This window comes from Mesorhizobium opportunistum WSM2075 (assembly GCF_000176035.2).
GTDB lineage: Bacteria > Pseudomonadota > Alphaproteobacteria > Rhizobiales > Rhizobiaceae > Mesorhizobium > Mesorhizobium opportunistum.
The window spans coordinates 5,213,798-5,239,234 of the sequence record NC_015675.1 but is presented as its reverse complement, the minus strand read 5'-3'; the positions used below and the strand labels follow the sequence as shown (position 1 = coordinate 5,239,234).

Annotated in this window: 29 protein-coding genes and 1 pseudogene; 17 read left to right on the top strand and 13 right to left on the bottom strand. The window is 63.6% G+C overall.

The features are described 5' to 3' along the window. Positions 1 to 187: 187 nt before the first annotated feature. From MESOP_RS25325 to MESOP_RS25305, 6 genes are all read left to right on the top strand, one after another. Positions 188 to 397: a cold-shock protein gene (locus MESOP_RS25325; protein ID WP_013896182.1), complete on the top strand. Its 210-nt coding sequence runs from the start codon at positions 188 to 190 to the stop codon at positions 395 to 397. A gap of 342 nt (positions 398 to 739) precedes the next feature. Further along, the gene (locus MESOP_RS25320; protein WP_013896181.1) at positions 740 to 967 is read left to right on the top strand and encodes a hypothetical protein; all 228 of its coding nucleotides are present in this window, start codon (positions 740 to 742) and stop codon (positions 965 to 967) included. Then, a complete protein-coding gene (locus MESOP_RS25315; RefSeq protein ID WP_013896180.1) occupies positions 967 to 1,374 on the top strand; it encodes a hypothetical protein in 408 nt (135 codons plus the stop codon). Before MESOP_RS25320 ends, MESOP_RS25315 begins: the two co-directional genes overlap by 1 nt. 1 nt (position 1,375) lies before the next feature. Then, on the top strand, positions 1,376 to 1,537 hold the full coding sequence (locus MESOP_RS34040) for a hypothetical protein (RefSeq protein ID WP_013896179.1): 162 nt from the start codon (positions 1,376 to 1,378) through the stop codon (positions 1,535 to 1,537). Positions 1,538 to 1,541: 4 nt separating this feature from the next. After that, on the top strand, positions 1,542 to 1,889 hold the full coding sequence (locus MESOP_RS25310) for a YkgJ family cysteine cluster protein (protein ID WP_013896178.1): 348 nt from the start codon (positions 1,542 to 1,544) through the stop codon (positions 1,887 to 1,889). 92 nt (positions 1,890 to 1,981) lie between these two features. Continuing rightward, positions 1,982 to 2,593 carry a LysE family translocator gene (locus MESOP_RS25305; RefSeq protein ID WP_013896177.1) on the top strand — a complete coding sequence of 204 codons (612 nt, stop codon included), beginning with the start codon at positions 1,982 to 1,984 and terminating at the stop codon, positions 2,591 to 2,593. A gap of 94 nt (positions 2,594 to 2,687) precedes the next feature. Here the strand turns inward: MESOP_RS25305 and MESOP_RS25300 are convergent, their stop codons facing one another. From MESOP_RS25300 to MESOP_RS25290, 3 genes are read right to left on the bottom strand one after another with little or no spacing between them, the layout of a single operon-like run. Further along, positions 2,688 to 3,074 carry a nuclear transport factor 2 family protein gene (locus MESOP_RS25300; protein WP_013896176.1) on the bottom strand — a complete coding sequence of 129 codons (387 nt, stop codon included), beginning with the start codon at positions 3,072 to 3,074 and terminating at the stop codon, positions 2,688 to 2,690. Next, entirely contained in the window at positions 3,071 to 3,538 is a 468-nt protein-coding gene (locus MESOP_RS25295; protein ID WP_013896175.1) for an OsmC family protein, read from the bottom strand. Before MESOP_RS25295 ends, MESOP_RS25300 begins: the two co-directional genes overlap by 4 nt. Positions 3,539 to 3,576: 38 nt before the next feature. After that, positions 3,577 to 4,539: a zinc-dependent alcohol dehydrogenase family protein gene (locus MESOP_RS25290; RefSeq protein WP_425339710.1), complete on the bottom strand. Its 963-nt coding sequence runs from the start codon at positions 4,537 to 4,539 to the stop codon at positions 3,577 to 3,579. Between the two features lie 144 nt (positions 4,540 to 4,683). On the opposite strand from MESOP_RS25290, the gene MESOP_RS25285 reads away from it, so the two are divergent. Further along, positions 4,684 to 5,292 carry a TetR/AcrR family transcriptional regulator gene (locus MESOP_RS25285; RefSeq protein ID WP_013896173.1) on the top strand — a complete coding sequence of 203 codons (609 nt, stop codon included), beginning with the start codon at positions 4,684 to 4,686 and terminating at the stop codon, positions 5,290 to 5,292. A gap of 170 nt (positions 5,293 to 5,462) precedes the next feature. On the opposite strand, the gene groL is transcribed toward MESOP_RS25285, so the two are convergent. From groL to MESOP_RS25270, 3 genes are all read right to left on the bottom strand, one after another. Then, positions 5,463 to 7,118, bottom strand: a complete 1,656-nt coding sequence (gene groL / locus MESOP_RS25280; protein ID WP_013896172.1) for a chaperonin GroEL — start codon at positions 7,116 to 7,118, stop codon at positions 5,463 to 5,465. Between the two features lie 62 nt (positions 7,119 to 7,180). Further along, positions 7,181 to 7,477: a co-chaperone GroES gene (gene groES / locus MESOP_RS25275; protein ID WP_006203049.1), complete on the bottom strand. Its 297-nt coding sequence runs from the start codon at positions 7,475 to 7,477 to the stop codon at positions 7,181 to 7,183. Positions 7,478 to 7,753: 276 nt separating this feature from the next. Next, the gene (locus MESOP_RS25270; protein ID WP_013896171.1) at positions 7,754 to 8,548 is read right to left on the bottom strand and encodes a class I SAM-dependent methyltransferase; all 795 of its coding nucleotides are present in this window, start codon (positions 8,546 to 8,548) and stop codon (positions 7,754 to 7,756) included. A gap of 71 nt (positions 8,549 to 8,619) precedes the next feature. On the opposite strand from MESOP_RS25270, the gene MESOP_RS25265 reads away from it, so the two are divergent. Continuing rightward, positions 8,620 to 9,471, top strand: a complete 852-nt coding sequence (locus tag MESOP_RS25265) for a hypothetical protein (RefSeq protein WP_013896170.1) — start codon at positions 8,620 to 8,622, stop codon at positions 9,469 to 9,471. A 99-nt stretch (positions 9,472 to 9,570) separates the two neighbouring features. Here MESOP_RS25265 and MESOP_RS25260 read toward each other — a convergent pair whose 3' ends face one another. Beyond that, positions 9,571 to 10,197 carry a TetR/AcrR family transcriptional regulator gene (locus MESOP_RS25260; RefSeq protein WP_041164994.1) on the bottom strand — a complete coding sequence of 209 codons (627 nt, stop codon included), beginning with the start codon at positions 10,195 to 10,197 and terminating at the stop codon, positions 9,571 to 9,573. A gap of 124 nt (positions 10,198 to 10,321) precedes the next feature. On the opposite strand from MESOP_RS25260, the gene MESOP_RS25255 reads away from it, so the two are divergent. The 4 genes from MESOP_RS25255 (at position 10,322) to MESOP_RS25240 (ending at position 15,000) form a co-directional block, all read left to right on the top strand. Further along, positions 10,322 to 11,548, top strand: a complete 1,227-nt coding sequence (locus MESOP_RS25255) for an MFS transporter (RefSeq protein ID WP_013896168.1) — start codon at positions 10,322 to 10,324, stop codon at positions 11,546 to 11,548. Between the two features lie 5 nt (positions 11,549 to 11,553). After that, the gene (locus MESOP_RS25250) at positions 11,554 to 12,849 is read left to right on the top strand and encodes a D-arabinono-1,4-lactone oxidase (protein ID WP_013896167.1); all 1,296 of its coding nucleotides are present in this window, start codon (positions 11,554 to 11,556) and stop codon (positions 12,847 to 12,849) included. Positions 12,850 to 12,851: 2 nt separating this feature from the next. Further along, on the top strand, positions 12,852 to 13,997 hold the full coding sequence (locus MESOP_RS25245; RefSeq protein ID WP_041164992.1) for a DSD1 family PLP-dependent enzyme: 1,146 nt from the start codon (positions 12,852 to 12,854) through the stop codon (positions 13,995 to 13,997). A 61-nt stretch (positions 13,998 to 14,058) separates the two neighbouring features. Further along, positions 14,059 to 15,000 (top strand): bifunctional helix-turn-helix transcriptional regulator/GNAT family N-acetyltransferase, encoded by a 942-nt coding sequence (locus MESOP_RS25240; RefSeq protein WP_013896165.1) that lies wholly within the window; start codon positions 14,059 to 14,061, stop codon positions 14,998 to 15,000. 7 nt (positions 15,001 to 15,007) lie between these two features. Here MESOP_RS25240 and MESOP_RS25235 read toward each other — a convergent pair whose 3' ends face one another. From MESOP_RS25235 to MESOP_RS25215, 5 genes are all read right to left on the bottom strand, one after another. Beyond that, on the bottom strand, positions 15,008 to 15,841 hold the full coding sequence (locus MESOP_RS25235; protein ID WP_013896164.1) for an AraC family transcriptional regulator: 834 nt from the start codon (positions 15,839 to 15,841) through the stop codon (positions 15,008 to 15,010). Positions 15,842 to 15,931: 90 nt separating this feature from the next. Beyond that, the gene (locus MESOP_RS25230; protein ID WP_013896163.1) at positions 15,932 to 16,825 is read right to left on the bottom strand and encodes a glycosyltransferase family 2 protein; all 894 of its coding nucleotides are present in this window, start codon (positions 16,823 to 16,825) and stop codon (positions 15,932 to 15,934) included. Continuing rightward, positions 16,822 to 17,568 (bottom strand): glycosyltransferase family 2 protein, encoded by a 747-nt coding sequence (locus MESOP_RS25225; RefSeq protein WP_013896162.1) that lies wholly within the window; start codon positions 17,566 to 17,568, stop codon positions 16,822 to 16,824. The genes MESOP_RS25230 and MESOP_RS25225 overlap by 4 nt, the downstream gene beginning before the upstream one ends. Next, a complete protein-coding gene (locus tag MESOP_RS25220; protein ID WP_013896161.1) occupies positions 17,559 to 18,449 on the bottom strand; it encodes a glycosyltransferase in 891 nt (296 codons plus the stop codon). The genes MESOP_RS25225 and MESOP_RS25220 overlap by 10 nt, the downstream gene beginning before the upstream one ends. Continuing rightward, positions 18,446 to 20,119, bottom strand: a complete 1,674-nt coding sequence (locus MESOP_RS25215) for a glycosyltransferase (protein ID WP_013896160.1) — start codon at positions 20,117 to 20,119, stop codon at positions 18,446 to 18,448. Before MESOP_RS25215 ends, MESOP_RS25220 begins: the two co-directional genes overlap by 4 nt. Positions 20,120 to 20,392: 273 nt before the next feature. On the opposite strand from MESOP_RS25215, the gene MESOP_RS35275 reads away from it, so the two are divergent. Together MESOP_RS35275 and MESOP_RS25210 are read left to right on the top strand one after the other, a co-directional pair. Further along, positions 20,393 to 20,695 (top strand): hypothetical protein, encoded by a 303-nt coding sequence (locus tag MESOP_RS35275; protein WP_140571637.1) that lies wholly within the window; start codon positions 20,393 to 20,395, stop codon positions 20,693 to 20,695. Beyond that, positions 20,679 to 21,737 (top strand): LacI family DNA-binding transcriptional regulator, encoded by a 1,059-nt coding sequence (locus MESOP_RS25210; RefSeq protein ID WP_013896159.1) that lies wholly within the window; start codon positions 20,679 to 20,681, stop codon positions 21,735 to 21,737. The genes MESOP_RS35275 and MESOP_RS25210 overlap by 17 nt, the downstream gene beginning before the upstream one ends. On the opposite strand, the pseudogene MESOP_RS36800 reads toward MESOP_RS25210, so the two are convergent. Further along, positions 21,698 to 21,835 (bottom strand): annotated as a pseudogene (locus tag MESOP_RS36800) (hypothetical protein); the annotation flags it as partial. The gene MESOP_RS25210 and the pseudogene MESOP_RS36800 overlap by 40 nt on opposite strands. Here MESOP_RS36800 and MESOP_RS25205 point away from each other — a divergent pair. From MESOP_RS25205 to MESOP_RS25195, 3 genes are all read left to right on the top strand, one after another. Then, complete coding sequence (locus MESOP_RS25205; RefSeq protein WP_425339709.1) at positions 21,794 to 23,251, top strand: sugar ABC transporter ATP-binding protein; 1,458 nt, start codon at positions 21,794 to 21,796, stop codon at positions 23,249 to 23,251. The pseudogene MESOP_RS36800 and the gene MESOP_RS25205 sit on opposite strands and share 42 nt — an antisense overlap. Then, entirely contained in the window at positions 23,251 to 24,306 is a 1,056-nt protein-coding gene (locus MESOP_RS25200) for an ABC transporter permease (protein WP_013896157.1), read from the top strand. Before MESOP_RS25205 ends, MESOP_RS25200 begins: the two co-directional genes overlap by 1 nt. A gap of 67 nt (positions 24,307 to 24,373) precedes the next feature. Beyond that, the gene (locus MESOP_RS25195; RefSeq protein ID WP_013896156.1) at positions 24,374 to 25,357 is read left to right on the top strand and encodes a substrate-binding domain-containing protein; all 984 of its coding nucleotides are present in this window, start codon (positions 24,374 to 24,376) and stop codon (positions 25,355 to 25,357) included. Positions 25,358 to 25,437: the final 80 nt, after the last annotated feature.

Genomic DNA, 25,437 nt, shown 5'->3' with positions numbered 1-25,437 from the left:
AAAAACCAGAAATTGACTCGCCGCCAAAAGAAGTCTACAAGAAACATGTCGATATTTGTTTGACTGACTTTTGTTATCCGCGCCCGAATGCGCGCCTTTGACGAACTTCCCCATCAAAAATCGAGACAAAAATCGTTGTGCATTCGCACCGCGATTAGCGAATATTTGCCATGGAAAGGGTTCGTTTATGAGCACCGGCACAGTTAAATGGTTCAACGCCACCAAAGGTTTTGGTTTTATTCAGCCTGACGACGGCTCGGCCGACGTTTTCGTCCACATCTCGGCCGTAGAGCGCGCCGGCATGCGCGACATCGTCGAGGGCCAGAAGGTTGGCTACGAGATGGTCCGCGACAACAAGTCGGGCAAGATGTCCGCCGACCAGTTGAAGGCGGCCTGAAAAAAGAATTCGGCCCTCCCGGTGACCACGGATGTACTGGCACCGGTGAGTGGCGAATTCTGGCGCATGGCCACGGAGACCTGAGTTTCCAAGGCACGTCATGCGCATGAGAGGAGTGTTCCTGTACATCCAGCCTGTGCATCCATCTGGATGTGCGTGGATGCGCGGTGCTCCCCACGGAAGGTCAGGCGGTGCCTGGCCTTTTTCATTTTACGCTTGTTGCCGCCGAAAATGCGCTGCGCATCGTGCTGAACGTGCTAAGGGACGCTCCAGCAGTGCGTGGTCCTGACCGAAGACCCGGTCTCGCCCTATCGGCACCAGGCTCCTGACAGGAGAAAGATTTTGACCGCCCATTCGAAGACAGCCGCCGATCCGGCGGTGTCGCTGTTCAGCAAGACGCAAACCCAGTCGATGTCGCTCAACCGCATCATGTCCGAGCGCGATGCCGTCAGCGAGGCGCGTGAGGCCAAGACGGCACGCTTGCGCGAACTGCGCCTGGAAAAGGAAGCCGATGAGATGGCCGCGGCCGCGGCGCGCCCGGCATTGCCGAAACGGGCTGGAAAACGCTGATGGCCACCAAGCGCGTACCGCCAACGCCGATAGCCGCCGACGCGACCATCGCCGACATGGTCGAAGGGCTCGACAAGCCCGTCGAATACGTCCGCCGTGTGCTGGAAAAGCTCGAGCGCTGCAAACGCGCCCATGGCGATGCCCAGGTGCGCGTCGGTGTGCGCGGCCGTGCCGAGTGCCCGAACTACCTGATCGAATATGTCCGCGAAGACGCCAAGACCCATGAGCGGGTGACTTATCAGGACGCCGCCTACAGCGGCAGCACGCATCGCGAACTGGCGCCCCACCACATCGAGGCGGCAAAGAACTGGTCGCCCGAGGAAATGAACATCACGGCGGTTTCGGCACTGATCGGCCGCTTGCGCAATCCGCGCGCACCATCATCGCGTTTCGCCGACGAGGACTGACATGGCCATAAAATTCTCAGCCAAGGACCAGCCTGCGGCGCCGGTCGCCGCAGTAAAGCCGGCCAAGCCGGTCGCGCCGAAGGCCGACGCTGCCGACACCGCGACCGACCTGTTCAAGTCGCCGGCCGAGACGCCCCGCGGCAAGGCAGGCAAGAAGAAATAGCGCCTTGCCGCGCGACGCCGATCATGACCTTGCCGCGCTCGCACCGCGCGGCTCGCGGGTGCCTGCCTTCGACTGCCAGAGCTGCGGCGCCTGCTGCTCCTACTCGGCCGAATGGCCGCGTTTTTCCACCGAGGATGACGCGCAGCTCGACCGCATCCCGGAAAAATATATAGCGGCTGACCTGTCCGGCATGCGCTGCGACGGCGTGCGCTGCTCGGCCCTGTCCGGCGAAGTCGGCAAGGCGACGGCTTGCGGCATCTACGATGTCCGGCCAGACGTCTGCCGCGCCTGCATGCCCGGCGACGCGGAGTGCCTGATGGCGCGCCGCGAACACGGATTGCCGATCTTCTAGAATTGCCCGTGTAACTGCCGATCTCCCCCGCTTGTGCGCGGCCCCGCGGCCCGGTACCTTCCTGGCCGGGCAGGCTGCCGGAGGAGATCATCGTGAGCATCGAATTCCTGTTGACGTCGCTGATCGTCGTGGCTTCGCCCGGCACCGGCGTTCTCTACACGCTGAGTGCCGGACTTTCGCGCGGTGCGCGGGCCTCGATCATTGCCGCCTTCGGCTGCACGCTCGGCATCATCCCGCACATGGCCGCCGCCATCACCGGCCTCGCGGCGCTGCTGCACACCAGCGCGGTCGCCTTCGAGACGCTGAAATATCTCGGCGTCGCCTATCTGCTCTACATGGCCTGGAACACGCTGAAGGAGAAGGGTGGCCTGAGCGTCGAGGACAATGTCGCGCCGCGCTCGGCCGGCAAGGTGATCGCCACCGGCATTCTCGTCAACGTGCTCAACCCGAAACTGTCGATCTTCTTCTTCGCCTTCCTGCCGCAATTCGTTAGCGCCACCGAACCCAACGCGCTGTCGAAGATGCTGGAGCTCAGCTCCGTCTTCATGCTTTTGACCTTCGTGGTCTTCGTCGGCTACGGCATCTTCGCCGCCTCGATCCGCAGCCATGTCGTGTCGCGGCCCATGGTGCTGACCTGGATGCGTCGCACCTTCGCCGGCGCCTTCGTTATGCTCGGTGCAAAGCTGGCGCTGGCCGATCGGTAGCGCCACCAGGAGCGGTTCAGTCCCGCTGATCCGCTCCCGTGCTTGTTCATACGCAATTCCGGACCGAAAACCGGATATCCCTGTTCAGGGCGCGCTATCCCTTTACATAGCCCATCGCCTCGACGATCCGTCCGTCGGCGACGCGCATGAGGTTGACGCCGCGCACCGAATGGCCGTCGGCCATCCAGTAGCGCCAGCGGATCGTGGCACGGTCGCCGGCCACGAAAGTCTCTTCGATGTCGAAGCGCGTGCCGGGTCCGGTGGCGATCGCCGACCACAGTTCGACACAGGCGGCTTTGCCGGCGCGGCGGGCGCCGTCCGGCGCCGGGGTGGTGTTCTCGATCACGCAGTCCTGCGCCACCAGGTCGTTGAGCGCCGATGGATCGTGACGCTGGAACACGTCGTTGTAACGCCGCATGATTTCGGCTGTTTGGCCAGAGAGCTTTGCCGTGGCGAGGTCGATGATGATTTCCCTGGTCATTGGTTGGCTCCTTTCGTTCCGTGATCGATGGCGGCGTCGACGAGGGTCGCCTTCAGCGTGATCGTGGCGACACCTGCCAGTGCCCGGGAGACCAGGCAGCCTGCCTTGGCCGACTGCGCCAGCCTCTCGAAATCGTCCGCGCCCAGCCCGGCGACACTTGCCCCAGTCTTGAGTTCGATATGGGTGATCGTCGGTCCGGCCGCGGTCGCGCCGAGATGCACCTTGGCTGTCGTGTGGATAGTTTGGGCCGTGTGGCCCTCGCTGCCGAGGACGGCGCTCAGTGTCATCGAGAAGCAGCCGGCATGCGCCGCGGCGATCAGCTCCTCCGGGTTGGTGCCTGGACCGTTCTCGAAACGCGACGGAAAGGAATAGGCGCCTTCGAAGACACCGCTGCCGAGCCGCAACCGGCCCGAACCTTCCTTCAGCGTGCCTTGCCATTTGGCCGAAGCTTCACGAATTGTCATTGGTCTGCTCTCCCTTGTTTGATTGTGAGAAGTCGGGATCAGGCGCCGTCGATGGTGACCTTCCCGAAGACGTCGCCTTGCTGGAAATAACGGTACGCGTCGCCGGCCTCGGCAAAGGCAAAGCTCTTGTCGATGACCGGCCGCAACCCGTGCTGCGAGACCGCGCGCAGCATGGCCTCGAGGTTGGTCCGGCTGCCGACGAAAAGGCGGCTGATGGTTGTGAGGCTGCGCTGGTAGAGGGCCGCGGGCATTTCGATCGATCTGCCTCGTGCATCCTGCAGCGTCAGCAGCACGATGTGCCCGTAGAGTGTGCTTGCGATCAGCGATTGCGCGAATGTCGCCGGGCCGCCGGTTTCAACGATAAGGTCGATGCCGCCGGTCTGGTCTCGGACCGTCGCACCCCATTCGGCCATCTCCGATGTCGAGATCACAAGATCGGCGCCCAGCGCCCGCAGCCTGTCGGCCTTCGCGCCGCGCGAGGTGACAGCCGCGACGCGGCAGCCGAGCAGCTTGGCGAACTGCAGCGCAAACAGCGAGACGCCACCGGAGCCGATGACCAGAACCCACTGGCCAGGCTTCGGCATCCCGGCGCCCGTCACTGCATTCCAGGCGGTGACGCCGGCGCAGGTCAGGGTCGCCGCTTCGTGCCAGTCGAGATGATCGGGCAGGCGTACGGCCCATTGTTCGTCGAGGACGGCATATTCGGCCAGCATACCGTCAAGCGTGCAGCCGAGCTGGTCGATGAGACCGGCGTTTATGCGGCCGTCGATCCAGCGTGCGAAATAGCTGCCGGTGACGCGGTCGCCGACGGCGAAGCGAGTGACTTCATTGCCGATGGGGACAATTTCACCGGCGCCATCGCTCAGAGGCACGATGCCCCGGCGCGGCGTCAGCGGATAGGTGCCGTTGAGGATCATCGTGTCGCGCCGGTTAAGCGAGGCGGCGCGAACGCGCACCATGATTTCATGAGGTCCTGGCTCCGGCCGAGGCTCGTCGCGCATCACCAGGCTTTCGATTCCCGCGGATCCTTCAAGGCGTAAGCTTTGCATGTCGGTCTCGAATATATAGACTGATCTACATATTATGTAGACCGATTGTCATATTCGATGCAAGGCCTATAATGATCGCTGCTGACAGAGGTTGACATGGCGAACGATACACGGGCCCGCATACTCGAAACGACTGGACTGCTGCTCAGGCAGCGCGGCTATCACGGCACTTCGCTCAACGACATATTGAGCGCCAGCGGCGCGCCGCGCGGCTCGCTCTACTTCCATTTTCCCGGCGGCAAGGACCAACTCGTGATCGAGGTGACGCGCGATAGCGTTGCCGACGTCACCGAGAGGCTTGGCGCGGCTTTGGCCGCCGAACGCGACCCCGCGGTCGCCGTCCACCACATCTATCAGTCGGTCGGACACATGCTCGAAGAGAATGAGTTCTCACTCGGCTGCCCGATCGCGCCGGTCGTGCTGGACTCGCCAAGCGACGTGCCCGAGCTTGCCGAACTGTGCCGCTCGGCCTTCGAGCAGTGGATAGGCTTGCTGCGAGATGCCTTCGTCAGGGCAGGGGTGCCCGAGCGTCGCGCGCATGCCTTGGCGCTGCTGGTCGAATCATCTCTGGAAGGGCTGATGGTGATCGCGCGCGCCACCCGCGACCGCGCCCCGCTGCAGGCGGTCGCCGACGAGGTCGCGGCACTGATTGAAGGCGCCGTGCTGGCTGGGGGAGCACGGCAACGCGCGGATACAGCCGTCTGACGCCGATCGAAGGGTGGCGATCAGGAGCATGCAAACAAAAAGGGCGGCATCGCTGCCGCCCTTTCCGTATCTGAAGGCTGATGGAAGCGTGGATTAGAAATCCATACCACCACTCAAGCCCGCTTGCGGGCTTGAGCAATGTGAGTTCATGGGCGTGCTTTATGGATTTCTTAGAAATCCATGCCACCCATACCGCCCATGCCGCCGCCCATGCCGCCAGGCATGCCGCCGCCGCCAGCCGACTCCTTCTTCGGAGCCTCCGCGATCATGGCTTCGGTGGTGACGAGCAGGCCGGCGACCGAGGCCGCGTCCTGGAGGGCGGTGCGCACGACCTTGACCGGGTCGACGATGCCCATGGCGATCATGTCGCCATATTCGCCCGACTGGGCGTTGTAGCCGAAGGTCGCGCCCTTGTTCTCAAGGATCTTGCCGGCAACGATCGAAGCTTCCGCACCGGCGTTGGCCGCGATCTGGCGGGCCGGAGCCTGCAGCGCACGACGCACGATGTTGATGCCGGCGGCCTGGTCGGCATTGACGCCGGTGGCCTTGATGTTGGCCGAAGCGCGCAGGAGAGCGACGCCGCCGCCCGCAACGATGCCTTCTTCCACGGCCGCGCGGGTCGCGTTGAGGGCGTCATCGACGCGGTCCTTCTTTTCCTTGACTTCGACTTCCGTCGCACCGCCGACGCGGATCACGGCAACGCCGCCGGCGAGCTTCGCCAGACGTTCCTGCAGCTTCTCCTTGTCGTAGTCCGAAGTGGTCTCTTCGATCTGCTGCTTGATCTGGGCAACGCGGCCCTGGATCTCGGCCTTCTTGCCGGCGCCGTCGACGATGGTGGTGTTCTCCTTGGAGATCGACACCTTCTTGGCGCGGCCGAGCATGTTGAGGCCGACGTTCTCGAGCTTGATGCCGAGGTCTTCCGAGATGACCTGGCCACCGGTGAGGATGGCGATGTCTTCCAGCATGGCCTTGCGGCGATCGCCGAAGCCCGGAGCCTTGACGGCGGCGATCTTCAGGCCGCCACGCAGCTTGTTGACGACCAGCGTGGCCAGGGCCTCGCCTTCGACGTCTTCCGAGATGATGAGCAGCGGCTTGGAGGTCTGCACGACGGCTTCGAGAACCGGCAGCATGGCCTGCAGGTTGGAGAGCTTCTTCTCGTGGAGGAGGATGTAGACGTCCTCGAGCTCGGCAACCATCTTGTCGGCATTGGTGACGAAGTAGGGCGACAGGTAGCCGCGGTCGAACTGCATGCCTTCGACGACTTCGAGCTCGGTCTCGGCGGTCTTGGCTTCTTCAACCGTGATGACGCCTTCGTTGCCGACCTTCTGCATCGCTTCCGCGATCATCTTGCCGACCGACTCGTCGCCATTGGCCGAGATCGTGCCGACCTGGGCAACTTCCTCGGAGGTCTTGATCTTCTTGGCAGCCTTGCCAAGCGCCGCGACGACTTCGGTCACGGCCAGATCGATGCCGCGCTTCAGGTCCATCGGGTTCATGCCGGCGGCAACGGCCTTGTGGCCTTCCTGGACGATCGACTGCGCCAGGACGGTCGCGGTCGTGGTGCCGTCGCCGGCGATGTCGTTGGTCTTCGAAGCGACTTCGCGGACCATCTGCGCGCCCATGTTCTCGAACTTGTCTTCAAGTTCGATTTCCTTGGCGACAGTGACGCCGTCCTTGGTGATGCGCGGGGCGCCGAACGACTTGTCGATCACGACGTTGCGACCCTTGGGGCCGAGCGTGACCTTCACCGCGTCGGCGAGGATGTTGACGCCGCGCAGCATGCGCTCGCGGGCATCACGGGAGAATTTTACGTCTTTGGCAGCCATTTTTTAGCTCCTGGCAGGGGCTTGGGGTAAGCCCGGAATTCAGTTGACGGTGAGGCCGATAATCAGCCGATGATGCCCATGATGTCGGATTCCTTCATGATCAGAAGGTCTTCGCCATTGAGCTTGACTTCGGTGCCCGACCACTTGCCGAACAGGATACGGTCGCCAGCCTTGACGTCCAGCGGGACCAGCTTGCCAGCTTCGTCGCGAGCGCCGGAGCCGACGGCGATGATCTCGCCTTCCTGCGGCTTTTCCTTTGCCGTATCCGGGATGATGATCCCGCCAGCGGTCTTGGATTCGGATTCGACCCGGCGAACGACCACGCGGTCATGAAGCGGGCGGAACTTCGACTTTGCCATTTTTTCTTCCTCGATGAGAACGGTGAGAAACAGTTCCTCCATCCGGCGAAGCCGGACAACAACAAAGCCCGGCGGCGCCGGGCCCTGTAGTTAGCACTCACCAAAGGCGAGTGCTAACGTGGCGCTGAAATAGGCCGCTGGCTTTTGAGAGTCAAGGTGCGCGAAGGCCGCGATGCGAGCGAAATTTTCCTCATGCTGCCGCACGGTTTTAGAAAACCTGGGTTGCGCCTGCCCCGGCTTGTGCGCCGTCCTGCTGTCTTCATTGTCATGGCGCGTTCAGTGTCTTGGCGCCCGCAGCACCAACAGCGGGCATCGCTCGGCAAGCCCATAGCTCCCGGTCAAGGCGATGCGAACATCACCAAAATACGCTTCCGCCTCGCTCACCAATGCAGTCGCCGGTGCGAAGGTGTAGATGGCCGGCGAGTTCCGATAGACATCGATGGTGCCGATGGTGGGCAGATCCCAGCCTGTGCGAGCCGAAAGCTCGTTGCGGTCAGGAAACAGTGCGTCGAACCTTTCCGCGATCGTCCTGACCGGAATGGCATGGTCGGGCGCATCACCCGTCGCGGTCATTGCGACGCGCCATTTGAGTTCGTGGAAGGTCGAGACACCGGCCGAAAGTGCAAGCGCCCGCACCGCCGCCGGATCGTCCGGTGTTTCGGGACCGGCAAAGAGGCGCAGTCCCGCTCGGCCGTCGGTGCGCAGTACCCCGGCGATCGCCGCAAACAGCGCCCGGCGCGCGGTTGAAAGGCCGAGCGCCGACAGGCAGCCGTCGCCGATCACCGCATCGACGCTTGCTTTCGACACCGGCAAGTCGAGCCAGTCGCCGTTGATTGCCTTCCTCAACGCGGTGTCGCCTGGCCAGATACCGGCGATCATGTCGGACGATTCATCGACGGCCGTCATCGTCGTCCCGAGCCCGGCGAGCTCCGGCGTCACGCCGAGCAGAATGACGTGCGCCTTCGAAAGGTCGAGCTCACGCTCATAGGCCTCAACCGCTTCCGCTGGCGGCCGCAACGGTGGTCCGAGCAACTGCCAGTGCCTTCGAATGGCATTCCAATGGTCGGTCATCCGCAGCCCCCAAGCCGGCATTGTATTGGCAGCTATAATAGAGGACGCTAGAGAGACCAAGCGGGGGGCGCATGACACGCATCGCGGTTATTACGCATGAGTTCGACAGGTTCGAACGCCGGCGCGGGCCGCTGTTTCGCCGCGGAAACTCCTATATGCTTTTCGGTTTGCTGGAGGAACTGAAGCGACGCGGGCATTCCGTCCGCATAATCCCTGGAACGTCGGCAAAGCCGGAGGCCGATATAGCGGTGCTGCACGTCGATGCGACCGTGACGCCACCCGAATATGTCGAATACGCACGCGCTTTTCCCTTCTGCCTGAACATCGGGGCCGCCGACATCTCCAAGCGACGCGTCAGTGGCGCGGTGATCGGCAAGGATGACGACTGGCTAGGGCCGGTCATCGTCAAGAGCAATCTCAACAATCTCGGGATGCGGGAGCAGGCGCTCAACCGGCGATCGCTGCGTGCCGGAAAGCCGAAGCCGTTTCCCGGCGTCGAGCCTATCGAGGGTTATCGCGTCTATACATCCCTTTCGGAGGTCGCGCCGGCGGTCTTCGACCGCAGCGATCTCGTCGTCGAAAAATTCATTCCCGAGCCGGAACCGGACGGCTTTGGAGCCCGCTTCTGGATATTCTGCGGCGAGCGCGAGCGCTGCACCCGCCATGTCTCGCCACAGAGCCTCGTGAAGGGCGACGACACGATCCGCCGTGAGCCGGTTCCGGTTCCCGAGGAGCTTCGCGCGCTGAGGCGCCGGCTTGGCTTTGACTACGGAAAGTTCGATTTCGTCATGCATGAGGGCAGGGCGGTGCTGCTTGATGCCAACAAGACGCCCGGTGGCGCCCGCAATCTTTCCGCGTTTCTCGCTGCCGGCAATGCCAATCTTGCCGACGGCTTCGAAGGCCTTGTCCGCCAGCTCGCATAGCGGGCGTCCTGATGCTTGCGCCGCCCGGCACCTCTCATTCGCGGCAGCTTGCTGATGATCGCCAGGGCTACAGATCGCCTGGACTCCAAAAACACAGGGCTACAAAAACAGCCGCAACTGGGTGTGGATGATCGACCGGTAATCCTCGATGGTCCGGTGGCTTTCGGCTCCGCCTTCCGCAAGCGCCAGCCGCACCACGGCGCCGGCGAGCTGGAAGATCAAGAGAACCATGCGTTCGAACTGCTCGTGCTTGTCCGGCGCGAGCAAGGCGATGACATGGTCGCAGAACATCTTGGCTTGATGCCGGGTCTCGGCGATGTCGAGATTCTTGAGCGCCTTGTCGGCCTGGATGGCGTTCTGCAGGTCCTGGATGGCCGGATCGCCGGCAACGCGGCTGCGATAGTCGTCGAGCAGCCGGTCGGCCGCCACGATGATGTCCTTGGCTTCGCGGACATCGGCGACAATCACTGACAGCCGCGCCCGGCTGACTTCGGAGAAACGCTCATAGAGCATCGCCAGGATCGCCGACTTGTTGGGGAAGTAGTGATAGACGGTGGCGATCGGCCCGCCCGCCAGCATGCCGACTTCCTTCATGGTGACGGCATCGATGCCCTTTTCGCCGATCAGCCGCATGGTCGTCGACAGGATGGCGTCGATGCGCTCGCGGCTGCGCTCCTGCTTGGGCCTGCGCCTCGGCTCGATCATCGTCTGCCTTGCTTCAACCATGCACCGGTCTTTCGCGCGCGTTTCCAAATTCTGGTTGACAACAAATATGATCAAGTATCAGCTTCTGGAATCCTGACAGATTGTCAGTTTTTTTGCCGCGCGGCAAGGACGTTGGGAGGCGCCTTTGGCTTCGACAGATACCGGCCACACGGGCACCGGCCATACCGGACACAAGGACACCGGACACAAGGGCAATGGCGACTGGCTGGTCGGCAATCCGACCGGCGGGCAGCTTGCCTCGGCTCTGTGGATCGGGTCGGTCGGCCTGCTGATCCTTGGGCTGCAGCCCGTTCTGCTCGGCGCTCTCTATACCGAGGGCCATGTCAGCGGCGATGAACTGGCGCTGGTTGCCACCGCCGAGATGATCGCCATCGCCATCGGCTCGGCGATCGTGGCGATGCTGCTGTCCGCCCGCAATATGCGCTGGAAAAGTGCGGTTCTCCTGCTGCTGCTGGCGCTGGCGAACATATGGACGGCCTATGCCGCCGGGGCCGGCACATTGATGGCCGCACGCGCCCTGGCTGGTCTCGCCGAGGGCGGCCTGGTCGCGGTCGCCACCGAATTGATCGCCCGTTCGCGGCGAGCCGAGCGCATCGGCGGCTATTTCGTCACCATGCAGACCCTGGCGCAATGCGCCCTGGCGTTGCTGCTGGCGCTCTATGTCATCCCCGCCGCCGGATCGGCCGGCGGCTTCTTCAGCCTCGCGGTCGTCTGCGTCCTGTCGCTCGTGATCGCCTTCATTGTTCCCGCTGACTACGCCGATCTGCCGAAGGAGGAGGATCTGGCCAATGTGCTGACGGTTCCCTCGATCACCGCTTTGCTGTCGGTCTTCTGCTACTTCATGTTCTTCGGCGCGGTGTGGGCCTTTCTCGAGCCGCTCGGCGCGCAATTCGGCATCGACGGCCGCACCGTTGGCCTGATCGTCTCGGCCAGCCTCGCGGTGCAGGTCCTGGGCGCGACGACGGCGACCGTGTTCGAGGCGCGCATCGACTATCGCATCGCCATCGCAGCCATTGGCGCCGTCGCGGTCGTCGCCTCGCTCGTGCTCGCCAGCGGACCTGGCCTCACCACCTTCTGGGTCACCGCCCTGGTGATGGGTTTCATCCTCCTGTTCATCGTGCCCTACCAGATCCGGCTGGCGATCACCGCCGACGAGACGCGCACCGCCGTGCTTTTGGTGCCGGCCGCCCAACTCTTTGGCCTGGCGATCGGTCCGGTCGCGGCGTCCTTGCTCATCGACGGCAAGGATTTTCGCCCGGTGCCGGAATTCGCCGCCGCCAGCGCCGTCGCCAGCGTGGCGTTGCTCGGCCTGTTCATCCTGATGGCGCGGCGTCGCCGGCTTGTCGTGTGAGCGCCATGTCGAAAACCTGGAGCAACTGGTCCGGCTTTGTCACCGCCGAGCCACGGCTGATCGCCAGCCCCGCCGATGCCGGCGAACTCGGCGATCTCATTCGCACGGCACCGGGTCCCGTCCGCGTCGTCGGCGCCGGTCATTCCTTCACGCCGCTGGTGAAATCGCAGGGCACGATCCTGTCGCTCGAGAAACTCGAAGGCCTGGTCTCGCATGACGCGCAAAAGCATCAGGCACGCGTGCGGGCAGGGACGCGGCTCGGTTCGCTGATGCACATCCTGCAAGGCATCGGCCAGGGCCTGCCCAATATGGGCGACATCGACCGCCAGGCGATCGGCGGCGCACTGGGAACCGCCACCCATGGCTCCGGACCGACGCTCGGCGCCTACCATACGCAGTTGGAGACGGTGCAGATCGTCGACGGGCTTGGCAAGGTCCGTGACTTCAGTCGGGCAGGGGATCAGGACATGATCCACGCCATCGGCGTCGCGCTCGGCGCTTTCGGCATCCTCAACGAAGTGACGCTCAACAACATCCCGACCTACCGCCTGCGCCGCCGCAAATGGGTGCTGCCGATCGCCGATATGCTGCGCGATTTCGAGACCATGATGACCGCGCACCGGTCGGCCGAGTTCTATTACATTCCGTTCTCCGGCTATGCGCAGTTCATCGCCAGTGATTTCAGCACCGAGGCGACCACCGCACGCCCGACCGAGGATGACGAGGGCTCGTTGAGGACGCTGCGCCGGCTGCGCACCGCGCTTGCCTGGCTGCCGTCGCTGCGCCGCCGGCTGATCCTGGGCGCCGTCGCCAAAGTGCCATCCGAGGACTATGTGCAGGACTGGCTCAACGTCTATGCCAGCGACCGGCAGACAAAATTCAACGAGATGGAATATCATTTGCCCTTCGAGGAGGGCCCGAAGGCGCTGGCCGAAATCATCGAGCTGACCGAGAAGCGCTTTCCCGAGGTCTATTTCCCGATGGAGGTGCGCAGCGTCGCGGCCGATCGGTTCTGGCTTTCGCCCTTCCATGACAGGCCGACCTGTTCGATCGCCATCCACCACGATGCCGCCAACGATCCGCTGCCCTTTATGCGCGCGGCCGAGCCGATCTTCCACAAATATGGCGGCAGGCCGCATTGGGGCAAGATGCACAGCCTGCAAGCGGCGGACCTGAAGAAGCTTTACCCGCGTTGGGACGATGCGATGGCGGTGCGCCGCGACATCGATCCGCAGAACCGTTTCGTCTCGCCCTACATGGCTGGCCTGTTCGGCATCGAACCCAGCCCTTTCGGCACCTGATGATGAGCGCCTATTTCGCCACACTATCGGAGGCTCTGAAGCAAGCCGGCATCTTCCAGCCCTGCCTGCTGCTCGACCGCGACCGGCTGGATAGCAACATTGCCCTGGTCAAAGCGAGACTTGACCCCGGCCTTGCGGTGCGGCTGGTCGACAAGTCGCTCGCCTGCCTGCCGCTGCTTTCGCACATCGGCAAGGCGCTTGGGACCGATCGCTTCATGACGTTCCATCCGCCGATCAGCGAGGCGGTGTTGAAGGCGTTTCCGGATGCGGACCTCCTGTACGGCAAGCCGATGCCGGTCGGAGCGGCCAGAGCCATGCTTTCGAAGGGCGAAGTTGACCGGACACGCATCTGCTGGCTGATCGACACGCGGGAGCGGCTGGCGGAGTATGGCGCCCTGGCAGCCGAGCTCGATGTCGACCTGCGCATCGCCTTCGAAATCGACGTCGGGCTGCATCGCGGCGGCTTCGCTGAACCGGCGGCCTTGTCGCAAGCCTTGAAGGGACTGTCGGCGCACAAAAGGCTGCGCTGCGAGGGCGTCATGGCCTATGAGGCGCATGCGCCGCACATTCCCGGCCTGTTCGGTGGGCCGGCCAGGGCGCTGGCACGAGCGTCCGAGCGGGCCGCCGCTTTCGTTGCGTGCCTCGGCGCCGGCCAGCGCGGCATTCTCAACATCGGCGGCTCCAAGACCGCGCTGCTTCACCAGGGGGGCATGGCCAATGAAGTGTCGATGGGTTCGGCCTTCGTGCTGCCCGGCGATTTCGATACACCTGGCCTCGATGGCTTCCAGCCGGCGGCTTTCATCGCGACGCCGATCCTGAAAGTGGTCGAGCCGATGCTGCCCGGCCCGCCGGCTGTTTCCCGCCTGCTGCGGGCGCTCGGCCGGTTTCCGCGCAAGGGCTGCTACCTCTATGGCGGCAAATGGATGGCCGAACCGGCATTTCCCCGGGGGATGACGACGAACGGCCTGCTTGGCCTGTCTTCCAACCAGCAATTCATGGGCCTGCCTGCCGATGCCGTCGCCCGGCCCGGCGACTACGCATTCCTGCGGCCGACGCAGAGCGAGGCCGTGCTGCAGCAATTCGGGCCGGTCGCGGTGCTTTCCGGCGGCAAAATTGTCGATCGCTGGCCGGTGTTGCCGATGATGTGATCGCTCCGGATAGTTGACTCCGTCAAGTAAATGGTCGATCCTGTGCCGACAGGAGATACTCATGACGATTCACCATAAGGAAGTGTCCAACAAGGAACTGATCGATGCGGTCCGCGCCTTCAACCGCTTCTATACCCGCCAGATCGGCCTGCTTGACGAGGGGCTGTTAAAGAGCCCGTTCTCGCTGACCGAGGCGCGGGTGCTTTATGAGCTTGCGCATCGCGACGGGCTCGTTGCCAGCGACCTTGTGCGCGATCTCGGTCTCGATCCCGGCTACGTCAGCCGCTTGCTGAAGAAATTCGAGGAGCGGGGCCTGGTCGAGCGCGCCGCCACGGAAGCTGATGCGCGCCGCGCCTCGATTACGTTGACGCCGGCGGGCAAGGATGCATTTGCGCCGCTTAACCAGGATTCGCACGATCAGGTGCGTGCGTTGCTCGATCGTCTGGTGCCCGCGGATCAGGACCGACTGGTCAAGGCGATGCGCATTGTGCAGGATCTGCTCGGCGACAAGCCTGAACCTGGGGTGCCTTACATCCTGCGGCCGCTGCAGGTCGGCGACATCGGCTGGATCACCCGCCGGCAAGGAATGCTCTACGCGCAGGAATATGGCTGGGACGAAACCTATGAGGCACTGGTCGCCGAGATCCTCGCCGCATTCGTCAAATCCTTCGACCCGAAATGGGAGCGCGCCTGGATCGCCGAGCGGGAAGGCGAGGTGGTCGGCTCGGTCTTCATCGTGCGCAAGTCCGACCAGGTGGCGAAGCTGCGCCTGCTCTATGTCGAGCCCTCGGCACGTGGCCTCGGCATCGGCAAGCGGCTGGTCGAGGAGTGCATCGGCTTTGCCCGCGCCAAGGGGTACAAGACGCTGACCTTGTGGACCAACGACATTCTCTCGGCCGCCCGGCACATCTACCAGGCGGCCGGCTTCCAGCTGACCGAGGAAGAGCGGCACCGTTCCTTCGGCAAGGATCTGGTCGGCCAGAACTGGAACCTGGAACTGTAGCGGCGCCTCAGGTCTTGACCGGTATCCAGATCTCCAGCCCGCCATTGCCGCTACGCGGATCGAACTCCGGACCATAGCGCTCGAAATCGGGCGCGTCGGCCACCTCGTGCCCCGACGCGGGCAGCCATGTGTTCCAGATCGTGTTGACCGTACGGCGGATGGTCGAGATGTGCTCGCGATGCGCGAACACCGCATATTTCTGGGCCGGTATCCGCACGCGGCTGAATTCCCTGGGAAGATCGGAAAAGTCCGTCACCTCGACGCCGGCGATGTAGTCGAAATTGCCGACATCGTCGCCGTTGACGCAGACACCGTAGGCGACGTCGCCGGTCTCGCCCGGAATGTTGCCGATATAGGGGCCGAAGCGCTGCCATTGCATCGGTATGGCGGCGCTGGTTTCGCAGCTGTAGCGTTCGCCGAGACCTGCGATCAGGAACGGCCGGCTGGTCTCGAAGCGTGGCGGTTCAAGATTGGTGAGAGGGGACTGGTCCATCAGGATTGGCTCCACGAGTTCGAGGGACTTGGTCGAACCTTCCGCGCGCACCAGTTCCGGCGTGGTGCCGAACTGGTCGCGGAAGGCCCGGGTGAAAGCCTCATGCGAGTTGTAGCCGGCGTCGAGCGCGACGCGCAGGATGTCCGGCGCTCCGCCGGCGAGCTTGCGCGCCGCCTCGCTCAGGCGCCGCGCGCGCATATAACCCATGACCGAGCGGCCGGTGGCGGCGCCGAAGGCCCGTGTCACATGAAAGCGCGACACGCCGCTGCTTTGGGCGACATCGTCGAGTGATATCGCGTCCGGCAGATGGCTCTCGACGAACCACAGCGCTTTTTCGGTCGGGTTCATGGCTCTCCTTCCCGCATTGGCCAGATCATACTGCCGCCTTTCCACGCGGCCGGTTTGATCGAAATTGCGCAGCGCGCAAAGTGATGCAAACTAGCGCCGCTGACGCTGGAAGAACCGGCGAAGCCGGCGCCCGATCTCGCGCGGCTGATGGCGCAATCTGCCTTGATGTTTTTGGGCGGTTGGCACGATCGGCAGGGAGAAGGCCGGGTTGAGTGGCTGTTGGCGCCCTAGCCGTTCCCAGTGGATCAGCCCGCGCATGATCCGGTCCCAGGCAAGCACGGTTGCCACTGCGGTGGAAAGTTCACCATCATTGGCGGGCTCATGGCGCCGCTCGAACTCGGCATAGGCCTCGGCGACATAGGTCCCGAAATCGAAATTGTCGGGATTGGGATCGTACGAATCGCTTAGCGCATAGCGCGCCTGCCGGGCAATGAACGAAGCGATGTCGACATAGTTTTCGTGGTGAATGTGGAGGCAGTTCGGTGCCTCCAGCCGACGAAGGCGCTTGGCACCGGTCAGAACCTGCGGCACACGATGATGGCCTGGTTGCCAGGCGACGGTCCCCTTGCGGAAGAACCGTATCTGGTGATCCGGATAGAAGCCGGAGCCGCGCATGACATGGCCGGCGACGGAGTTGAATCTTGGCAGCGCAAAGGCGTCAGTGTTGTCACTATAATCGCGCACGAGCCCTTGCAGTGCCTCGTATGCGTCGTCGGCGAGGTACTCGTCGGAATCCAGCACAAGCACCCAGTCGTTTTGCGCCTGCGGCAGGTATTGGTTGCGGATTGCGTCGACGGCATCGACGATTGCACAACTCAGCACCCGGCAGCCGGCCGCACGTGCGATCTCGATGGTCGCATCGCCGCTTTGCATATCGATGACGATGCGCTCCGATGCCCAGGCGGTGGTTGCCAGCAGCCGGGGCAAGGTCAGTGCCGAATCCCGCGTATGGACGATCAGCGATATCTCGTTTGCCTGCGTCACCCGCTCTCGTCTCCGTCTATGGTGTAGCGCCCACGCCACCGCTCGAAGAACAGTTTGCGCGAGGCCTTGTGGCGGTCAGGCCGCCGGTCCGAGGTCGATTCCAGATGCAATGAATCCCGGCGCTGGCCACATGCGATGCGGATTCCCAATTGCCGTGCCCGAAGACAGAGATCGACATCCTCATAGCCGAAAGGGAATGTCTCGTCGAAACCGTTCAAGGCGTTGAAGGCCGCATGGTCGATCATCATGGCAGCCGCCGTCACGGCCTGCGGGAAAGTCGTCGCCCGGCTGACGATCGCGCTTCGCCTGCCATGATCCTGGTGATAGGGGCCACGTTCTCCAGCGTCGAACCGCACACCACAATGCTGGATCGTGTCGTCGGGCAAGACCAGCCTTGTGCCGCAGATGCCAACCTTGTGGTCACGGAAGATCTCAAGCATCTCCACCAGCGCGTCTGGATGCAGAAGCACGTCATTGTTGAGGAAGAGGTACCGTGTGGCGGCAAGCTCGCGGGCGCCGCGATTGCAGGCTGCCGAGAAGGAATGCCTTAGATCCAGCCTGACGATCCGCACGTGCGGCGGCGCGAGATCATCGGCGAGATAGGGTATGGCGGAGCCATTGTCGACGACGACGACACAGGTCTTGCCTAGCTGTGTCCTCGCCAAGGCATGCTCAAGCTGCAGCAAGCAACTTCGCAGCAGCGCCGTCAGGCCCCATGAAGGAACGATGACGCTTAGCTCCATGACAAGGCGTCCTTCAAGCCCGCCTCCATAGCAGATCGCAGTTTCTTTCTCTGAACCGCGATGCGGTAACGGGATGCCATCGCCGCGCCGCCGTCGCGCAGTGCGGCACGCCGGGAGCCTGCGCCTTGCTTGCTGATTTCGGCGAGCGCGGCTGGCAGTTCTGTCGGCTCAGCGATGTATGCGGTATGCCCATGTTTGAGATACTCCATCCCACCGATGACTGGAACCGATACTACAACGCAGCCCGCCGCCATCGCCTCGAGCGCCGGCAGTCCGAAGCCTTCAGAGACTGCCGTGCCCAGGAAGAACCCGGAGCGCTTAAGACTGTTCGCGCAGATATCTTCACTAACGCCGTCAATCGGCAGGAAGTGGAGGGAGAGCACATGCTTCTTCGCCGATTGGGCTATCGCGGCGCCTCTGCGCGGCATGAAGGCTGCGCACCGCTCATCCTTGGGGGATCCGTCATGGAAGAAAGCGTCGGAGATCGATATGCCGACATCGATCGAAACGCGCCGGGCGACGAACATTGCATAAGTCGTCGCTTGTTCCCAACACGTCAGCACGGTGACATCCCTGTCGTGCAGAATGGGGTTGATGAGGGGGTCGGTACCTTGGCAGTGGAAGATCAGCCGCGCCCCAGTTGCCTTCAACTCGGGATAGTCGTGCGGCAATGAGAAGATGAGCGTATCGCTCTTCCCGGCATTCGCGACGACCTGCTGCCTGTCCACCACAGGCTGACTGCATCGGAACCATGAAGGCGCAAGGTTGCCAGGGGTCGCGACCGCCATCGGCACGCCGGCGTCCGTCAGCAACTGCGCGAACTGGAAGCCAACCTTGATGCCGCCATAAATACCGACCCCAGGCAGAACATAGTAGTTCATCGGCCTTCCAGCGCACGCCACCGTTTTCGGCGCAGCGCTTCCCTGATACCGAGGCGGCGATGGAGAACCCATCGCAGACCGCGAAGCGTAGCCGCAAAGGCACGGCCGTAATGCAGCTCCGCGAACTTGAGCCGCGCATTGTCGATCAACGAGATCCGGACGGAGGTCGGGATATCCGCGCCTCGCTGACCGAGATGCGGCAGCACATGGTCCAGTTCGACGATTTCGAGCCCACGCCGTGCCATTTCAAATCCGACCGCGACATCTTCCATGTAGCAAAAGTATCTCTCGTCGAAACCGCCGATAGCATGAAAAATCTCTCGTCGAACGAACAGGGCGGCCGCGAGCGGCCAGCTCCACTTGTGGTCGTGATAGAATGGGAGACGTCTCAGGCGCCGAGCCCATTTCGCCATGCCGTTATTGTCCAGAAGGTCGGCTGTCAGCTTGAGTCGGGAATAGCCTGGCTGGCGACCGGCTGTGACTCCGCCATGCCAGTCGACATAGTCGGGAACGATCATAGCATCGGGTTTTCGACGAAGCGTCGAGAGTGCCACCTCGACCGCAGCCGATGTCACAAGGCAGTCCGGGTTGAGGAAGCATAGATATTTGGCGCTGGCGGCGGCGGCGCCTTGGTTGGCAGCGGCGGCGAAACCCTCATTGTTTTTGTTCCGGATGATGGTCACGCCCTCATGCGTCACGTGATCGAGTGTCTCGTCGGTCGAGGCATTGTCGACGACAATGATCTCATGCTGGTCCGGCAGGGCGTCGAGGCAGTAGCCGATTATCTTTGACGAGTTGTAGGTGATGATGATGAACGCCAGGTCGGCAGGTTGCCCTGTCGCTGCGTTGTCTAGCAAGGGGCCGGCGGGACCTTCGGCAAGAAGGTTATGCATCGCGAGAACGGTTTCAAATTCGGGGCCGTTGCAGAAGTTGCTGAAGTGGGCGATCAGCGCATCCGGTCGGGGAAAGCCCGTATCCCAGTGGCCGCAATGGTTCCATTGCCAGGAGAGGGAGACGCAGCGATCCGGCACCACTGAATTTGCCCACACCTGGAAATAGTCCTGGTCGGCGATCATGTGCGCGCCAACCGAGTGATCGGCAGGCAAAAGCAACCGTCGGGCCGCAACCCACTCCAGCAAAAGCTGCAGTTCGTCCCTGAAGGCCAGCACCACGCCACTGTTGAAGTAGCGAAACGATATCGCAGATGGCGCCGCCGCTGACCCGTCGATGAATGCTAGCGAGCGCTTGCTGTAATGTTCCTGGAAGTCCCCCGGCGTCATGCCCGAACCAGCGATGCCGGTCTGTTCGACCATTGCCATCCGCTGTTCGCCCAGCGCCGTCGACACCTCGGCCGCCGCCAGGGGGCGCAACAGGATGGTATCGGCATCGACCTGAATAATGATCTCGGCGCTGGACTGCCCGAGACACCAGGCCAATGCGTCGAATTTGGCCAGAAACCCGTCGGCCCGGTATTCCTGCCGTGCGGCGTCGAGCAAGTTGAGATGGATGCGCGGCGAGGGCGGCAAGATTGGGGAGGAGAACCGATCCGTGACTATATAGATTTCGAAATCCGTGTTCCGGAGAAAGGACGCAACGGCTTCGCGCGCCGCCAGCGCATAGCCTGGCTTGCCGATCGCGAGCATGCAGATTGCTACCGTCCGCTCGTTCATTCGGCTGGGTCACCACGCATCATGCCGGGCACCTCCGCTGTGCGGACCCGTCGCGCCAGATAACGTCGCCGGCGTCACGCCGTGCCTGGCATGGAGATAACCGAGGTTTGCCCCGGTTTCGTGAAATCTCAGGCCGGGAATGCCGGCCAACGACGACCTTGCGTCGATCCGGCGCCCGATGCGGAAAACCAGCCCCTCGCTCGCCCGACGTGTCAACGACCAGCCGGGCTCCGGAAATAGAAAATACCAGCCATTTCAAGCGAGCCCTTCTTCGTGAAGCTGGACCCAGATGCTTCTGCGATCCCGAACGATACCGCAATGTGTTCTCACGAGTATCGGCAGGTCAACCGTGCGCGCACGCTCTATTTTCCGCCAAAGATAAGATTGCGCGATCGCCACGGCACCACAACGAATGGTCTCGGCGAAAAAACGCATCGAAGCGATTGCGCAAACGTTTCGATGACATTATGGTTTTCCAAAATCCGCCGAAATCAATTAGAGCGGGCCAGGAAACGCATCATCAGGGAGGAGCGCTTGCCAGCACTCCGATTGAGCCATCATGCCGACAATGGCTGAGGTCGCGCGCCGCGCCGGCGTGTCGGTTTCGACCGTCTCGCATGTCATCAACCACACCCGCTTCGTCTCGCCGGAGAAGGCGCGGCTCATCAATGATGCGATTGCCGCGATGGGCTATCAGCCCAACGAGCTGGCGCGGTCGTTGAAGGTGGCGTCGACCAACAGTGTCGGCCTGGCGATCTCGGCGATCTCCAATCCCTACTTCACCGACATCATCTGCGCGGTGGAGGCCGAATGCGCGCGTCTCGGCCTCATGGTGTTCCTCTCCGACACGCAGGAAGATCCCGACCGCGAGCTGTCGGTGGTGCGCGCCTTCCACCAGCGCCGTGTCGACGGCGTCATCCTGGCACCGTCGGGTTCGCCGCAGCGCGCCATCGACTACCTGGCCGAGAAGAAGCTGCCTTGCGTGCTCATCGACCGCTTCGCCGATCAGCGCTTCGACCAGATCGGCGTCGAGAACGAAACCGCGATGCGGGCGCTCATCGACCACGTCGCCTCCTTCGGCCACAAGCGCATCGGCTATATCGCCGGCCAGCCGGGCCTGGCGACGACGCGCGAACGCATCGAGGCCTTTCGCGCCTCGCTCGTCGCCAATGGACTTGAATGCCTGCCGCACTATGTCTCGCCCGAGAACGTCGACACGGCGAGCGCCACGGCATCGACCCACGCCATCCTGTCCCTACCGTCGTCGCCCACGGCATTGGTCACCGGCAACAACATGACGACCATCGGAGCGGTGCGGGCAATCCGCGAAAGAGGCCTCTCGATACCGGGGGATCTCTCGCTTGCCGGTTTCGACGATTTCGAATGGGCCGATTGCTTCGAGCCGCGGCTGACGCTCGTCGCGCAGCCCTGCACCGAGATCGGCCGGCAGGCAGCGACCTTGCTGTGCGCCCGCATCGCGTCGAGCGGCCTGGAGCCGCAAGCGGTCCGGCTGCAGGCTATGCTGCAGGTCCGGCAATCCTGTGCGGGGCCGGTTCCCATGAGGTCGGCTCCCGTGAGGTCGGCTCCCGTGAGGTCAGCCCCCGTGAGGTCAATATGAGCGCGCCGTTGCTTTCCGTTACCGGTGCGGTCAAGCGCTTTGGCGGCGTCCAGGCGCTGCGCGGCGTCGACTTCGATCTCAAGGCCGGCGAGATCCATGCCCTGCTCGGCGAGAACGGCGCCGGCAAGTCGACGCTGATGAACCTGTTATCGGGCGTCTACACGCCGGACGAGGGCACCATCCTCATCGACGGCAAGCAGGTAACCTTCAACAATCCGCGCGAGGCGCAAGCCGCCGGCATCGCCACCATCTTCCAGGAGCTCGACCTGGTGCCGACGCTCGACGTCGCCGCCAACCTGTTCCTCGGCCGCGAGCTGATGCGGCCGGGCGGCTTCCTCGACGTGCCGGCGATGCGCGGCGAGGCCCGCAAGCGGCTGGAAGCCATCGAGCTTGCCATAGATCCGGCGGCGATGGTCGCCGATCTGTCGATCGGCCAGCGCCAGGTCGTGGCGATCGTCAAGGCGCTGTCCTACGCCTCGCGCGTGCTGATCATGGACGAGCCGACGGCGGCATTGACGGTCGGCGAGGTCGAGAGGCTGTTCGACATCATGCGCAAGCTCGCCGCCACCGGCGTCGGCATCGTCTATATCTCGCATCGCCTGGAAGAGGTGCCGCAGATCGCCGACCGGGTGACGGTGATGCGTGACGGCAGCATTGCCGGCGTCACCGAGCCGCATGCGCCGCAGGCGGAACTGGTTCGCCTCCTGGTCGGGCGGCCGCTGGACGAGCTTTATCCCGGGCGCTCGAGGGCCGCCGGCAAGACGCTGCTCAGCCTGCGCGATGCGAGCTTCAGGCTTGCCCATGAAAGTGCCGGATGGCAGCCGCCGACCGGCATCTCGCTCGATGTCAATGCAGGTGAGATCGTCGGGCTGGCCGGCATCATGGGGGCAGGGCGCACGGAACTGCTGAGCGCGCTCTATGGCGCCGGCCTGTCCGGCCGCTGGGAGGGCGAGGTCGCCATCGACGGACGGCCAGTGAAGCTGGATTCGATCAAGGCGGCCCGCGCGGCCGGCATTGCCTTCGTCACCGACGACCGCCGCGGCAGTGGCCTGATGCTCAGGATGGCTGTTGGACTCAACCTCGTGATGTCGGTGATCCGCCGCATCTCGCCGGCCGGCCTGATGTCGCCGCGCCGCCAGGCGGATGCGGTGCGGCAATCCTTCGGCCAGTTCGACATCAGGCCGAAGAACCCCGACATCGCCGTCGGCGCGTTATCCGGCGGCAATCAGCAGAAAGTGGTGCTGGCAAAGGAAATCCTCGGCAATCCCCGGCTGCTGCTGCTCGACGAGCCGACGCGTGGCGTCGATGTCGGCGCCAAGGGCGAGATTTACGCACGGTTGCGGCAATTGGCGGCACAGGGCCTCGGCATCCTGGTCGCCTCCAGCGAGATGCCGGAACTGATCGGGCTCTGCGATCGCATCGTGGTGCTGCGCCAGGGGCGCAATGTGGCGGAATTCATCGGCGGCGTCGACGAGCACACGGTGCTGGCCGCGGCAAATGGCAGGGAGGCCTGATGGCGGACGAAAAGATCTCGGTGGCAGTAGCTCCGGCGGTGCCGGCGGCAGCGCCAAAGCATCGCGACCCGCTGGCCCTCATCGTGCGCTTCCAGAGCCTGATCGGCCTGGTGCTGGTGGCGATCGGCGGCATCATCTTCTCGCCGCGCCGGCATGGCGAGATCCTGTTCCTCAACCCCGACAACATCGCCAACATCGTGCGTGCCGTGTCGGAGACCGGCATCATCGCCATCGGCATGACCTTCGTCATCATCACCGCCGGCATCGACCTGTCGGTCGGCGCCGTGCTCGGCCTGTCCAGCGTGGTGACCGCATCGATGATGATTTCCGGCGGTTTCGGCCTCATCCCGACCATCCTTGCCGTGCTGGTCATGGGCATCGTCTTCGGCACCCTCCAGGGCACCATCTCCACCCGTTTCCGGCTCGAACCCTTCATCGTCACGCTCGCCGGCCTGCAGGCCGCGCGCGGTCTGGCACTCGTCGTCTCCGGCAACCAGTACATCAACATCTCATACGGCGACGGGCCGGGCCTGGCGCCGCCGGTGTTTGCCGTGCTGGGCGAGCGTCTGTTCAACAACACCGTGCCGGTGGCGACGCTGGTCTTCATCGTCTTTGCCGCGATCGCGACGGTGGTGCTCAACACCACGCGCTTCGGCCGCTACGTCTTTGCCGTCGGCGGCAATGAGCGCGCGGCGCGCATTTCCGGCGTGCCCGTCTCCATGGTGAAGATCTCGGTCTATGCCATCACCGGCTTTGCCGCGGCGCTTGCCGGCATCGTGCATGCCGGCCAGTTCAATTTCGGCAGCGCCAATGACGGCATGGGCTACGAGCTGACGGCCATCGCCGCCGTGGTTATCGGCGGCACCAGCCTGTTCGGCGGCGCCGGCTCGATGGTCGGCACCGTTGCCGGCACCATCATGCTCGGCGCGTTGGCCAACATCCTTCAGCTCAACAACATCACGCCTGCCATGCAGCTGCTCGCGACCGCCGCGATCATCGTGTTGGCGGCAGTGCTTCAATCCCTCGTTCGCCGCCGCGAGGGTTTGGGTCGTTAGGAGGAAGGCGGCAGCAAGTGGACGTCAACCAAGGTCTGGCCCCCGGCCCGACGAGGAGGAGAGAGTTATGAAAACCACAACACAAAGGCGTGTGCTCAAGGCCGCGCTTCTGGCAGGCGCTGGCCTGTGCATTGCGGGAGCGGCGCAAGCCGCCGACCCGATGGTGAAAGCCTGCGCCAAGGACGGCCAGTTCATCATCGGCTTTTCGCAGGCGAACAATGCCGAACCCTACCGCCAGCACGTCAATGACGAGCTGACCGCGGCGGCCAAGGAAGTGCCGGGCTTCACCCTGCAGATCGCCGACGGCGCCGGCAACGTCAACACGCAGACCTCGCAGGTCGACAACTTCATCACCCAGAAGGTCGATATCCTTTTGATCTCGCCCTTCGAGGCGGCCCCGCTGACGCCGGCGGTCAAACGTGCCATGGATGCCGGCATCCCGGTCATCGAACTCGACCGCAAGACGGTCGGCGACCCCGGCAAGGACTACACCGCCTTCATCGGCGGCGACAATTACAAGATCGCCATGGAAGCCGGCAAATACACCGCCAAGACGCTGCTGCCGGATGGCGGCGAGGCGGCGGTGCTGGAAGGCCTGCCGAGCTCCACGCCGGCTGTCGAACGCCTCAACGGCTTCAAGGACGGCGTCAAGGAAAACGCCAAGATCCAGGTCGTCGCCGAGCAGGCCGCCGACTGGGTGCCGGACAAAGCCCAGACCGCCTTCGCCGCCATGCTGCAGGCGCATCCCGACATCAAGGTGCTCTATGCTTCCAACGACATGATGGCGGCCGGCGCGCTGCTTGCCGCCAAGGGCGCCGGCAAGGACGTCAAGATCATCGGCACCGATGGCTTGCCGGGACCGGCCGGCGGCATCGAGGCCGTCGCCAAGGGTGACTGGGCGGCGACCTTCACCTACCCGACGGGCGCCAAGGAAGCGATCGAGATGTCGAAGAAGATCCTGCTCGATTGCGCGACCTCGGTGGAGCCGACGGTGACGGTGGACACCACTGCGATCACGCCGGAGAACGCCAAGGCGATGGCTGGGAAGTAGGGCAGGGCTCTGCAATCGAAGGTGTCGCGACAAGGCCCCGCAAGGGGCCTTGTTTTTTGGGAATCGATCAATCGACAGGA

Coding starts and splice junctions, on each gene's coding strand:
- MESOP_RS25325 (WP_013896182.1), top strand. CDS start 188: ATGAGCACCGGCACAGTTAAATGGTTCAACGCCACCAAAGGTTTTGGT.
- MESOP_RS25315 (WP_013896180.1), top strand. CDS start 967: ATGGCCACCAAGCGCGTACCGCCAACGCCGATAGCCGCCGACGCGACC.
- MESOP_RS34040 (WP_013896179.1), top strand. CDS start 1,376: ATGGCCATAAAATTCTCAGCCAAGGACCAGCCTGCGGCGCCGGTCGCC.
- MESOP_RS25300 (WP_013896176.1), bottom strand. CDS start 3,074: ATGACCAGGGAAATCATCATCGACCTCGCCACGGCAAAGCTCTCTGGC.
- MESOP_RS25295 (WP_013896175.1), bottom strand. CDS start 3,538: ATGACAATTCGTGAAGCTTCGGCCAAATGGCAAGGCACGCTGAAGGAA.
- MESOP_RS25290 (WP_425339710.1), bottom strand. CDS start 4,539: ATGCGCGACGAGCCTCGGCCGGAGCCAGGACCTCATGAAATCATGGTG.
- MESOP_RS25285 (WP_013896173.1), top strand. CDS start 4,684: ATGGCGAACGATACACGGGCCCGCATACTCGAAACGACTGGACTGCTG.
- groL (WP_013896172.1), bottom strand. CDS start 7,118: ATGGCTGCCAAAGACGTAAAATTCTCCCGTGATGCCCGCGAGCGCATG.
- groES (WP_006203049.1), bottom strand. CDS start 7,477: ATGGCAAAGTCGAAGTTCCGCCCGCTTCATGACCGCGTGGTCGTTCGC.
- MESOP_RS25270 (WP_013896171.1), bottom strand. CDS start 8,548: ATGACCGACCATTGGAATGCCATTCGAAGGCACTGGCAGTTGCTCGGA.
- MESOP_RS25265 (WP_013896170.1), top strand. CDS start 8,620: ATGACACGCATCGCGGTTATTACGCATGAGTTCGACAGGTTCGAACGC.
- MESOP_RS25260 (WP_041164994.1), bottom strand. CDS start 10,197: ATGGTTGAAGCAAGGCAGACGATGATCGAGCCGAGGCGCAGGCCCAAG.
- MESOP_RS25250 (WP_013896167.1), top strand. CDS start 11,554: ATGTCGAAAACCTGGAGCAACTGGTCCGGCTTTGTCACCGCCGAGCCA.
- MESOP_RS25245 (WP_041164992.1), top strand. CDS start 12,852: ATGAGCGCCTATTTCGCCACACTATCGGAGGCTCTGAAGCAAGCCGGC.
- MESOP_RS25240 (WP_013896165.1), top strand. CDS start 14,059: ATGACGATTCACCATAAGGAAGTGTCCAACAAGGAACTGATCGATGCG.
- MESOP_RS25235 (WP_013896164.1), bottom strand. CDS start 15,841: ATGAACCCGACCGAAAAAGCGCTGTGGTTCGTCGAGAGCCATCTGCCG.
- MESOP_RS25225 (WP_013896162.1), bottom strand. CDS start 17,568: ATGGAGCTAAGCGTCATCGTTCCTTCATGGGGCCTGACGGCGCTGCTG.
- MESOP_RS25220 (WP_013896161.1), bottom strand. CDS start 18,449: ATGAACTACTATGTTCTGCCTGGGGTCGGTATTTATGGCGGCATCAAG.
- MESOP_RS25215 (WP_013896160.1), bottom strand. CDS start 20,119: ATGAACGAGCGGACGGTAGCAATCTGCATGCTCGCGATCGGCAAGCCA.
- MESOP_RS25210 (WP_013896159.1), top strand. CDS start 20,679: ATGCCGACAATGGCTGAGGTCGCGCGCCGCGCCGGCGTGTCGGTTTCG.
- MESOP_RS25200 (WP_013896157.1), top strand. CDS start 23,251: ATGGCGGACGAAAAGATCTCGGTGGCAGTAGCTCCGGCGGTGCCGGCG.
- MESOP_RS25195 (WP_013896156.1), top strand. CDS start 24,374: ATGAAAACCACAACACAAAGGCGTGTGCTCAAGGCCGCGCTTCTGGCA.